Genomic DNA, 10,988 nt, shown 5'->3' with positions numbered 1-10,988 from the left:
AGTCCGGAGCGAACGCTCCGGACCGCAATCGTAGCCCCGCCATCCCCCACCGACCCCACCACGCGCGCCTTAAGAACCCAAACCCTGCCCCCTCCCCCACCAACCCAAACTCCCCGAAATAACCTCATATTTCCAAAACCCCCAAACCCCAAAAAAAACCAACCCACACCACATATCCTCATACCCACTAAGTATTTTTCCCAAAGATTTCGCAATGACAGAATCCAGTCAACTCATTCGAATATCGTCGGAAAAACAAGATGTCCTTCACTCGCCACCTGCTCACCGCGACCACCCTCGCCCTGGCCCTGACCAGCACGGCCCACGCCGACACGCAGGAAAAAAAGACCATCACCGTCGGCATCTCCGTCGGCTCCACCGAGAAGATCTTCGACGTCGTCAAGAAGGTCGCCGCCCGTGACGGCCTCGAGATCAAGCTGGTCAAGTTCAACGACTACCAGCTTCCCAATGCCGCCCTGAACGCCGGCGACCTCGACGCCAACGCCTTCCAGCACAAGCCCTTCCTCGACAACCAGATCAAGGCGCGCGGCTTCGACATCGTGCCGGTCGGCCTGACCGTGACCGCGCCGCTGGGCTTCTATTCGCGCAAGATCAAATCGCTCAACGACCTGCCCGAAGGCGCCTCGGTCGGCATCCAGAACGATCCGTCCAATGGCAACCGCGCGCTGCGCCTGCTGGCCGCCTACAAGCTCATCACCCTCAAGCCCGAGGCCGAGGAAAAGAACAACGCCACGCCCTCGGACGTGGTGTCCAACCCGCGCAAGCTCAAGCTGGTGCCGCTGGATGCCGCGCAGTTGCCGCGTTCGCTCGACGACCTGACCGCCGCCTCGATCAACAACGACTACGCCACCCAGGCCGGCCTGGAACCGGCGCGCGACGCCATCGGCCGCGAAGCCGCCAATGGTCCCTACGCCAACATCATCGCGGTGCGCACCAAGGACCGCGACCAGCCCTGGGTCAAGAAACTGGTGGCCGCCTACCAGTCGCCCGAAGTACGCACCTTCATCGACAGCGAATTCAAGGGTTCGCTGATTCCCGCCTTCTGAGCCGGCCTGGCGCCGCGCACGATTCTTCAACGCAACACCGGCCAACCCACATGAGCATCCTCACCCTGGCGGGCAGCCCGTCGCAGCGTTCCCGTTCCTCCGCCCTGCTGCGCCATGCGGCGCAGCTGCTGCGCACGCGCGGGCTGGCCATCAGCGAATTGGGGCTGCGCGACCTGCCGGCCGAAGACCTGGTCGAGGGCCACTACGCCGGCCCGGCCGCGCATGCGCTGCGAGCCCGCGTGGCCGCAGCCGACGCGGTGCTGATTTCGACGCCGGTCTACAAGGCCTCGTTCTCGGGCGGGCTGAAGGCGGTGCTGGACCTGCTGGACGAGAAGGCGCTGGCGGGCAAGGTGGTGCTGCCGATCGCGACGGGCGGAAGCCCGGCCCATCTGCTGGCGCTGGAGTATGGCCTCAAGCCGGTGTTGTCGGCGCTGGGCGCGCGCCACATCCTGGCCGGCGTCTACGCCACCGACAAGCAGGTGCGCATCGATGACGACGGCGCCAGCGTGATCGACGACGAGGTGCGGACGCGGCTGGAGGATTCGGTGGAACGCCTGGCCGAGCAGGTGCGGCCGCGCGGCGTGGTCGTCAACGAAGCATTCGATCTTGGCCGGCTCGCGCTCGCGGGCGGCTTCAGCGTCTGAACCAACCAAGGGGCTTGCATGCGCAGCATCATCTGGATATCGCGTCTTTCCGTCTTCCGCTGGCTGGCGGCGCTGCTGTGCGCCGCGCTGTTGTGGCCCGCCGCGCAAGCGCAGGCGCAGGAGGCCAAGACGCTGCGCATCGGCTTCCAGAAGTACGGCACGCTGACCATCGTGCGCGCCCTGGGCGACCTGGACAAGCGCCTGGCGGCGCAGGGCATCACGGTGAAGTGGACGGAGTTTCCCGCCGGCCCGCAGCTGCTGGAAGGACTGAACGTCGGCTCGATCGACTTCGGCACGGTGGGCGAGGCGCCGCCGGTGTTCGCGCAGGCCGCCGGCGCGGCGCTGGTGTACGTGGGCAACGAGCCGCCGTCGCCGACCAGCGAGGCCATCCTGGTGCCCAAGGACTCGCCGATCAAGAGCGTGGCCGACCTGAAGGGCAAGAAGGTCGCGCTGAACAAGGGCTCCAACGTGCACTACCTGCTGGTCAAGCAGCTGGAGCGCGCCGGCGTGCCCTATGCCGACGTGAACGTGGCCTACCTGACGCCGGCCGACGCCCGCGCCGCCTTCGAGCGCGGGTCGGTCGACGCCTGGGTGATCTGGGACCCGTTCCAGGCCGCGGCCGAGAAGCAGTTGGGCGCGCGGGTGCTGGCCGACGGCGCCGGCGTGGTCAAGAACTACCAGTTCTTCCTGGCGGCGCGTCCCTACGAAAAAGCGCATCCCGACGTGATCCAGATCGTGCTGGAGGAAATCCGCAAGGGCGACCTGTGGGCCCGCGACCATCGCGCCGAGGCCGTGGCGCTGCTGCAGCCGGTGCTGGGACTGGACAAGGCGGTGGTCGAACTGGCCGCCGAGCGGCTGGCCTACGGCGTGCAGCCGATCACGCGGGAAGTGCTGCAGGAGCAGCAGCAGGTGGCCGATGCGTTCCACGCGCTCAAGCTGATCCCCAAACCCCTCAACGTGTTCGACGCCGCGCCGTCGGGCCTGAAATAGACAAGGGCAGGCATTCCATGGACGTCTTCTGGTTCATTCCCACCCACGGCGATTCGCGCTATCTCGGCACCAGCCGCGGCGCGCGCGCGGCCGGCTACGACTATTTCCGCCAGGTGGCGGTGGCCGCCGACACGCTGGGCTACGACGGCGTGCTGCTGCCCACCGGACGCTCCTGCGAGGATGCGTGGGTGGTGGCGTCCAGCCTGATCGGCGCCACGCGCCGCTTGAAGTTCCTGGTGGCGATCCGCCCCGGCGTCAGCTCGCCGCAGTTCTCGGCGCGCATGGCCGCCACCTTCGACCGCCTGTCCGAAGGGCGGCTGCTGGTCAATGTGGTGACCGGCGGCGACCCCGGCGAGCTGGAGGGCGACGGCGTCTTCGTCAGCCATGACGAGCGCTACGCCATCACCGCCGACTACCTGCGCATCTGGCGCGGCATCCTGGAGAACAGCCACGAGGCCGAAGGCTACAGCTTCGAGGGCGAGCAACTGGTGTCCAAGGGCGGCAAGGTGATCTACCCGCCGGTGCAGAAGCCTTATCCGCCGCTGTACTTCGGCGGTTCGTCGGAGGCCGCGCACGAACTGGCCGCCGAACAGCTCGATGTGTACCTGACCTGGGGCGAGCCGCCCGAGGCCGTGGCGCGCAAGATCGCCGACATCAAGGCGCGCGCCGCGCGGCATGGCCGCACGGTGCGCTTCGGCATCCGCCTGCACGTGATCGTGCGCGAGACCGAAGCGGCCGCCTGGGCCGCCGCCGACGCCCTCATCAGCCACCTGAGCGAGGACGCCGTGCGCGCCGCGCAGACGGCGTTCTCGAAGATGGATTCCGAAGGCCAGCGCCGCATGGCGGCGCTGCACGGCGGCAAGCTCAATGACGAACACGGCGGCCGCAAGCACCTGGAGATCTCGCCCAATCTGTGGGCCGGCGTCGGCCTGGTGCGCGGCGGCGCGGGCACCGCCCTGGTGGGCGACCCCGAGACCGTGGCCGCGCGCATCCAGGAATACGCCGACCTGGGCATCGAGACCTTCATCTTCTCCGGCTACCCGCACCTGGAAGAGTCGTACCGCTTTGCCGAGCTGGTGTTTCCGCTGCTGCCCGGCAAGGGCGGCAAGCAGGTCGGCAACACGGTGCTCACCGGGCCGTTCGGCGAAGTCATGGCCACCGAGCTGGTGCCCAAGGAAGCGGCCAGCTGATGGCCGACGCCCGCAAGCCCGGCGGCTGGCGCGCGGCGCTGGCGCCCTGGCTGGTCCCCGCCCTGATCCTGGGCCTGTGGCAGCTGTCGGCGCAGGCCGGCTGGCTGTCGTCGCGCATCCTGCCGGCGCCGTCGGCGGTGGCGGCGGCGGCGTGGTCGCTGGCGGCGTCGGGCGAGCTCTGGCAGCACGTGCGCATCAGCGCGCTGCGGGCGCTGTGGGGCCTGCTGCTGGGCGGCGGGCTGGGCCTGGCGCTGGGTTTGCTGAACGGTTCCTCGCGCACCGCCGAGACCTTGCTGGACACCACCTTGCAGATGATCCGCAACATTCCGGTGCTGGCGCTGATTCCGCTGATCATCCTGTGGTTCGGCATCGAAGAGACCGCCAAGCTGGCGCTGTTGTCGCTGGGCGTGTTCTTTCCGGTCTACCTGAATACCTTCCACGGCATCCGTTCGGTCGATCCGGCGCTGATCGAAATGGGGCGCTCCTACGGCCTGACGGGCTGGCGTTTGTATCGCGACGTGATCCTGCCGGGCGCGCTGCCCTCGATCCTGGTCGGCCTGCGCTTCGCGCTGGGGCTGGTGTGGGTGATCCTGATCGTGACCGAGACGATCTCGGCGCAATCGGGCATCGGCTACATGACGATGAACGCGCGTGAATTCCTGCAGACCGACGTGGTGCTGCTGGGCATCCTGCTCTACGCGCTGCTGGGCAAGGCGGCCGACACCCTGGCGCGGCTGCTGGAGCGCCGCCTGCTGCGCTGGAACCCGGCCTACCGGCCGGCCTGACCCGCCTTCTTCCACGACGAGATTCCATGGCCAAGATCCAGACCGACCCCGATACCGCACACGCGCCTGCCGCCGGCGCCGCGCCGGCGCGCGCGGCCGACGACATCCCGCGCGCCGTCCAGGCCCTGGCCGATCAACTGGCCGCCACCGCCGTCGAGCGCGACCGCCAGGGCGGCCACGCCGCCGCCGAGCGCGAGCGGATCCGCGCCAGCGGCCTGCTGCGCCTGTCGGTGCCGACCCAATACGGCGGCGCCGGCGCCAGCTGGTCGACCGTGCTGGCGGCGGTGCGCACGCTGGCCGAGGCCGACAGCGCGCTGGCGCACGTGTTCGGCTTCCATCACTTGCAGGTGGCCGGCGTGCTGCTCTATGGCACGCCCGCGCAGCATGACTATTTCCTGCGGCCCACGGTCGAGCGCAACCTGTTCTGGGGCAATGCGCTCAATCCGCTCGACCGGCGGGTGGTGGCGCGGGCCGAGCTGGACGGTTATCGCATCGACGGCGTCAAGAGCTTCAGCTCCGGCTCGGTCGGCTCCGACCTGCTGACCTTTTCCGCCTGGCACAAGCCTTCGGGCACCGCGCTGATCGCCGCGCTGCCGACGCGCGCCGAGGGCATCACCGTCAACCCCGACTGGGACGCGTTCGGCCAGCGCCAGACCGACAGCGGCACCGTGCGCTTCGACCACGTGCGGCTGGAGCCGGTGCAGGTGCTGCAGGCGCCGGGCGTGGATCCCGCGCCGCGCGCCACGCTGCGCTCGCAGGTGGCCCAGCTGATCATGACCAACCTCTACCTGGGCATCGCCCGCGGCGCCTTCCGCGAAGCGCGCCGCTACGTGCGCGACGACGCGCGGCCCTGGTTCGCGTCCGGCGTGCAGCGCCATGCCGACGACCCCTATGTGCAGGAGCGCTTCGGCGAATTCTGGCTGCGGGTGCAGGCGGCGCAGGCGCTGGCCGACGTGGCCGGCCTCAGGCTCGACGCCGCGCTGGCGCGCGGGCCGTCGCTGACCGCGGACGAGCGCGGCGAGGTGGCGGTGGCCGGCGCCCAGGCCAAGGTGCTGGCGCACCGCGCCGCGCTGGAGGTGGGCGACGGCCTGTTCGACGTCACCGGCGCCTCGTCCACCGCGGCGCGCTATGGCTACGACCGCTATTGGCGCAACGCGCGCGTGCACACCCTGCACGACCCCGTGGCCTACAAGATCCGCGACCTGGGCCGCTACGCGCTGCTGGACCAGATTCCCGAACCCACCGCGTATTCCTGATGCGCATGACCTTCACCTTGATTCGCCGATGACCGATCTTTCCTCCCTTCCCGAACTGGCCTCGCTGCCGCAGCCGCTGATCCGGCTGGACGCGGTGAGCAAGTCGTTCGCCACCCGCGCCGGCCGCTTCGACGCGGTGCGCGACGTGTCGCTGTCGATCCGCGCCGGCGACACCTTCGGCATCATCGGCAAAAGCGGCGCCGGCAAGTCGACCCTGCTGCGCCTGATCAACCTGCTCGAACGGCCCGACGCGGGCACGGTGCGGGTCGGCGGCACCGAACTGACCGTGCTCGGCAAGCCGGCGCTGCGCGCCGCGCGCCAGAACATCGGCATGATCTTCCAGCAATTCAACCTGCTGCAGAACGAGACCGTGTTCGAGAACGTGGCCTTTCCGCTGCGGGTGCATGGCGGCCGCGGCCGCGAGCAGATCGCGGCGCGGGTGCGCGAATGCCTGGAGATCGTCGGCCTGACCGACAAGACCGCCAGCCATCCGGCGCAGCTGTCCGGCGGCCAGAAGCAGCGCGTGGCGATCGCGCGCGCCCTGGCCAGCGAGCCGGCGGTGCTGCTGTGCGACGAACCGACCTCGGCGCTCGACCCCGAGACCACGCGCTCGGTGTTGAGCGTGCTGCGCGACATCAACAAGCGCCTGGGCGTGACCATCGTCATCGTCACGCACGAGCTGGCGGTGGTGCGGGCGCTGTGCCGCCACGTGGCGGTGATGGAGAACGGCCAGGTGCTGGAGCAGGCCGAGATCTCCGGCGCCGGCGTCCACCTGACCTCCGCGCTCGGCCGCGAGCTGATCCGCGAAGCCACCCATCCCTATGAAGAGGTCGCCTGATGCTGGACACCTTTGTGCAATTGTTGCCCGAGCTGGGCGTGGCGGTCGGCCAGACCTTCCTGATGCTGGCGATCGCGCTGGCCGCGTCGATCCTGCTGGGCGGGCCGCTCGGCGTGCTGGTGTTCCTGACCGGCCCGGGCCAGTCGCTCGACCGCCCGCTGGCGCACCGGCTGTTGAGCTGGACGGTCAATACCGTGCGCTCGTTCCCGTTCATCATCCTGCTGGTGGCGCTGGTGCCGTTCACCCGCGTGATCGCCGGCACCTCGATCGGCCCGGTGGCGGCGGCGGTGCCGCTGTCGTTCGCGGCGATTCCGTACTTCGCCCGGCTGGTCGAGCAATGCCTGCGCGAAGTGCCGCGCGGCGTCATCGAGGCCGCCCACGCCGCCGGCGCATCCGAACTGCAGATCGTGCGCCGGGTGCTGCTGGTGGAAGCGCGTTCCGGGCTGGTGCTGGCCCTGACCGTGCTGGCGGTGAGCTTCCTGTCGTATTCCGCGGTAGCCGGCGTGGTGGGCGGCGGCGGCATCGGCGACCTGGCCATCCGCTATGGCTATTACCGCTTCCAGACCGACGTGATGGTGCTGACCGTGGCGCTGCTCGTGGTGCTGGTGCAGATCATCCAGTTCGCCGGCAATACCGTCGCGCGACGCATCGACAAACGCTGATCCCGAGAGGAACCCCATGTCCGTCAAACGCAATCTCCTGAGCCTGGCGCTGGCCGCCACCGTCCTGTCGCTGTCCGGCGGCGCGCTGGCGGCCGATCCGGCCAAGAAGGAAATCGTCTTCGGCGCCACCGCCGGCCCCTACAGCGACCAGATCAAGCTCGGCATCAAGCCGATCCTGGAGAAGCAGGGCTACACCGTGCGCATCGTCGAGTTCAACGACTACGTGCAGCCGAACTTCGCGCTGGCCCAGGGCGCGCTGGACGCCAACGCGTTCCAGCACATCGTGTACCTGAAGAACTTCGCCGCCAAGAACAAGCTGGAGCTGTCGGAACTGGTCAAGGTGCCGACCGCGCCCATCGCCATCTACAGCCGCAAGTACAAGAGCGTGGACGCCGCGCCCGAGGGCGTGAGCGTGGCGGTGCCGAACGATCCGACCAACCAGGCGCGCGCGCTGGTGGTGCTGCAGGAACTGGGCTGGATCAAGCTGCGTGAAGGCTACGACCCGCTGCAGGTGTCGGAGAAGGACGTGGCCGTGAACGTCAGGAAAATCAAGCTGATCCCGCTGGAAGCCGCACAGCTGCCGCGTTCGCTGGAAGACACCGACTACTCGTTCGTGAACGGCAACTTCGCGCTGGCCTCGGGCCTGAAACTGACCGAGGCGCTGGCGCTGGAGAAGACCACGCCCACCTACCAGAACCTGGTGGCGGTGCGCACGGCCGACCTGGACAAGCCTTTCGTCAAGGACATCGCCGCGGCCTACGCCTCGCCCGAGTTCCTGGCGGTGACCGAGAAATCGTTCGCCGGCTTCGTCAAGACCGATTACCAGCAGAAGCTGGCGGCGTCCCGCTGAGGACGCGGCGCCCGGAGGCCGGACCATGTTCATCCACCCCAGCGAGTACGAGCTGCTGCAGCACCTGGACGTGCCGGGGCGCGGCGAACGCGAGCCGGAGCCGGCCGATGCCGCGCCGGCGCGGGCCGCGCTGCGCGTGACCTTGCGCCAGCTGTCCAAGCGCTATGGCGAGCGCCAGGTGCTCAAGGGGCTGGACCTGGACATCGCGCCCGGCGAGTTCGTGGCGGTGGTGGGGCAGAGCGGCTGCGGCAAGAGCACGCTGCTGCGCCTGCTGGCCGGCCTGGAAACGCCCAGCGCGGCGCAGGGCGGCGTGCCGGCGCGCTCGCCGGTGCTGTTCGACAACTTTCCGCAGTGGTCGGCCGACAGCCGGGTACGGATGATGTTCCAGGACGCGCGCCTGCTGCCGTGGAAAAGCGTGCTGCAGAACGTGGCGCTGGGCCTGCCCGGCCAGGCGCGGGCCCAGGCGGCCGAGGTGTTGCGCCAGGTCGGCCTGGGCGACCGCGGCGGCGACTGGCCGGCGCGGTTGTCGGGCGGCCAGCGCCAGCGCGTGGCGCTGGCCCGGGCGCTGGTGCACCGGCCCGGCCTGCTGCTGCTGGATGAGCCGCTGGGCGCGCTGGACGCCCTGACCCGCATCGGCATGCAGCAGCTGATCGAGGACATCTGGCGCCGTGACGGCTTCACCGCGGTGCTGGTGACGCACGACGTCGGCGAGGCGGTGGCGCTGGCCGACCGCATCCTGGTGATCGACGAAGGCCGCGTGGTGCTGGACGAACGCGTCGAGCTGGCGCGGCCCCGGTCGCGCGGCTCGGCCGCCTTCGCGGCGCTGGAAGCCAGGGTGCTGCGGGTGGTGATGAAGCAGGAAGCGCCGGCGGCGGGGGACGACAGGCCCCTGGCGCCGGTCATACAGATACGGCATCTGCGTCTCGCGGTCTAGGGCCTGTGCGAGGCTCCTTGTAGTGTGAACAGGCCCTAGTCCGCCGGCCGCGGGGGCGGTTTTCCTGGCAAGCGCCATTCCGGCGCGAGCGGGATCCCACGGAAATCCTTCCATTTTTCAGGAGCAGCACCATGAGCATTCAATCCATCAACGCCCGCAACCAGTTCCGCGGCAAGATCAAGGAAATCATCCTCGGCCCGGTGGTTTCGGAGGTCGACGTGGACACGCCTGCCGGCATCGTCACTTCCGTCATCACGACCCGTTCGGTCAAGGAACTGGACCTGCAGGTTGGCACCGAGGTGCTGGCCTTCGTCAAGGCCACCGAGGTCTCGGTCGCCAAGCTCTAGGCGCCCGCGGCCACCGCCGAAACGGGCGCTTGTCGGGCGCCGGTTTCGGTATATATTGTCTGCGCGGTATCCGGCGGTTCACTCCAGGTTTGTGGCTTGTGCGTTGCGATCACGGAGAACGGGAAATGCGTCGACTGCAAGCGTGGTTCCTCGGCTGTCTGTGCCTCGGGTTGGCCGCGTGCCTGCCCGCCACGGCCCAGAGCAAGCTCGACAAGGGGCAGCTGGACCAGCTGCTGGCGCCCGTGGCGCTCTATCCCGATGCCCTCCTGTCGCAGATCCTGATGGGGGCGACCTATCCCGATGACATCGCGGCCGCGGCCCTGTGGTCCGCCGGGCATGCCAGCCAGTCCGGCGACCCGGCCGTGCAGGCGGTCCAGGCCGAGCCCTGGGACCCGAGCGTCAAATCCCTGGTCGCGTTTCCGTCCGTCATGGACATGATGGGCCGCCAGCCGGAGTGGGTCCGGTCGCTGGGCGACGCCTTCCTGGCGCAGCCGGACGACGTGATGGACTCGGTCCAGCGGCTGCGGGCGCAAGCGCGCCAGGCAGGCAACCTGAACAGCACGCCGCAGCAGAAGGTCACGGCTTCCGATACGGGCGGCAAGACCGTGGTGGTGATCGAGCCGGCCGATCCGCAAGTGATCTACGTGCCCAGCTACAACCCCGCCGTGGTCTACGGCACCTGGCCCTATCCCGCCTATCCGCCCGCCTACTACCCGCCACCGCCCGGCTCGGCGTTCGCCACCTCGCTGGTGGCCGGCATCGGCTTCGGCCTGGGGGTGGCGGCGGTCGATTCCCTGTGGGGCGGTTTCAACTGGGGCCGCCACGACGTCGACATCAACGTCAACCGCTACAACAACATCAACGTCAACCAGCGCATCAACGCCGGCAATGCCAATGGCAACCGCGTGGCCTGGCAGCACAACCCGGAGCGTCGCGGCAACACGCCCTACGCCGATCCGGGCAGCCGCCAGCGCTTCGACAGCCAGCGCCAGGGCGGACCGCGCGACCGCGGGCCGGCCGGCTCGGCATCCGCGCCGGGCGCGCGCGACGCCGCCCGCGAGCGCGCCGCGCAATCCTTCCAGGGCCGCACGGGCCAGCCCACGCCCGGGCACATGGCGCCGCGCGACGGCGGCGAACGGCCTGGGCAGGGCGGCGTTGGCGCCCGGGCGCCGGGAGCCGCTCGCGAACCGTCGGCGGACCGCCGCGCATCCTCGGCCGACCGCCAGGCCGCGACCCAGCGCCAGCGCGCGGATGCCGCGGCCGCGCGCGACCGTTCGCGCGCCAACAACGGCAACAACGCGCTGCGCGACGCCGGCAACGGCGACCGCATGCGTCAGCAGGCGCAGCGCGGCGAACGGGCGGCGTCCGCGCCGCGCGGCGGCGATGGCGGTCGCGCGGGCGCGGGCCATGCCGGTGGCGGCGGGG

The 10,988-nt window shown here is 69.7% G+C and carries 12 protein-coding genes; all 12 read left to right on the top strand.

Going from position 1 to position 10,988, the window contains the following annotated elements; translation table 11 throughout:
* Window positions 1–260 precede the first annotated feature (260 nt).
* Window positions 261–1,067, top strand: coding sequence for a MetQ/NlpA family ABC transporter substrate-binding protein (locus AOZ53_RS32590; protein WP_054434979.1), 807 nt, complete (start codon window positions 261–263; stop codon window positions 1,065–1,067).
* Window positions 1,068–1,117: 50 nt separating this feature from the next.
* Window positions 1,118–1,711, top strand: coding sequence for an NADPH-dependent FMN reductase (gene ssuE, locus AOZ53_RS32585; RefSeq protein ID WP_054434981.1), 594 nt, complete (start codon window positions 1,118–1,120; stop codon window positions 1,709–1,711).
* 18 nt (window positions 1,712–1,729) lie between these two features.
* The gene (locus AOZ53_RS32580; RefSeq protein ID WP_054434983.1) at window positions 1,730–2,701 is read left to right on the top strand and encodes a sulfonate ABC transporter substrate-binding protein; all 972 of its coding nucleotides are present in this window, start codon (window positions 1,730–1,732) and stop codon (window positions 2,699–2,701) included.
* 17 nt (window positions 2,702–2,718) lie between these two features.
* Window positions 2,719–3,891: an FMNH2-dependent alkanesulfonate monooxygenase gene (gene ssuD, locus AOZ53_RS32575; protein ID WP_054490989.1), complete on the top strand. Its 1,173-nt coding sequence runs from the start codon at window positions 2,719–2,721 to the stop codon at window positions 3,889–3,891.
* Window positions 3,891–4,676, top strand: coding sequence for an aliphatic sulfonate ABC transporter permease SsuC (ssuC, locus tag AOZ53_RS32570; protein WP_054434987.1), 786 nt, complete (start codon window positions 3,891–3,893; stop codon window positions 4,674–4,676). The genes ssuD and ssuC overlap by 1 nt, the downstream gene beginning before the upstream one ends.
* 26 nt (window positions 4,677–4,702) lie before the next feature.
* Window positions 4,703–5,932, top strand: a complete 1,230-nt coding sequence (locus AOZ53_RS32565; RefSeq protein ID WP_054490987.1) for an acyl-CoA dehydrogenase family protein — start codon at window positions 4,703–4,705, stop codon at window positions 5,930–5,932.
* A gap of 28 nt (window positions 5,933–5,960) precedes the next feature.
* Window positions 5,961–6,770: a methionine ABC transporter ATP-binding protein gene (locus tag AOZ53_RS32560; RefSeq protein WP_054490985.1), complete on the top strand. Its 810-nt coding sequence runs from the start codon at window positions 5,961–5,963 to the stop codon at window positions 6,768–6,770.
* On the top strand, window positions 6,770–7,432 hold the full coding sequence (locus tag AOZ53_RS32555; RefSeq protein WP_054434994.1) for a methionine ABC transporter permease: 663 nt from the start codon (window positions 6,770–6,772) through the stop codon (window positions 7,430–7,432). The genes AOZ53_RS32560 and AOZ53_RS32555 overlap by 1 nt, the downstream gene beginning before the upstream one ends.
* Window positions 7,433–7,448: 16 nt before the next feature.
* Window positions 7,449–8,282: a MetQ/NlpA family ABC transporter substrate-binding protein gene (locus AOZ53_RS32550; RefSeq protein WP_054434996.1), complete on the top strand. Its 834-nt coding sequence runs from the start codon at window positions 7,449–7,451 to the stop codon at window positions 8,280–8,282.
* A 25-nt stretch (window positions 8,283–8,307) separates the two neighbouring features.
* A complete protein-coding gene (locus AOZ53_RS32545; RefSeq protein ID WP_054434998.1) occupies window positions 8,308–9,216 on the top strand; it encodes an ATP-binding cassette domain-containing protein in 909 nt (302 codons plus the stop codon).
* A gap of 131 nt (window positions 9,217–9,347) precedes the next feature.
* Window positions 9,348–9,563: a TOBE domain-containing protein gene (locus tag AOZ53_RS32540; RefSeq protein WP_006227327.1), complete on the top strand. Its 216-nt coding sequence runs from the start codon at window positions 9,348–9,350 to the stop codon at window positions 9,561–9,563.
* A 125-nt stretch (window positions 9,564–9,688) separates the two neighbouring features.
* The coding region (locus AOZ53_RS32535) for a DUF3300 domain-containing protein (protein WP_054490991.1) at window positions 9,689–10,988 on the top strand (1,300 nt) is incomplete at its 3' end.

It is taken from the genome of Achromobacter sp. 2789STDY5608621 (assembly GCF_001299375.1).
Lineage (GTDB): Bacteria > Pseudomonadota > Gammaproteobacteria > Burkholderiales > Burkholderiaceae_B > Achromobacter > Achromobacter insuavis.
The sequence above is the reverse complement of the archived record's forward strand: the minus strand, read 5'-3'. Positions and strand labels throughout refer to the sequence as shown.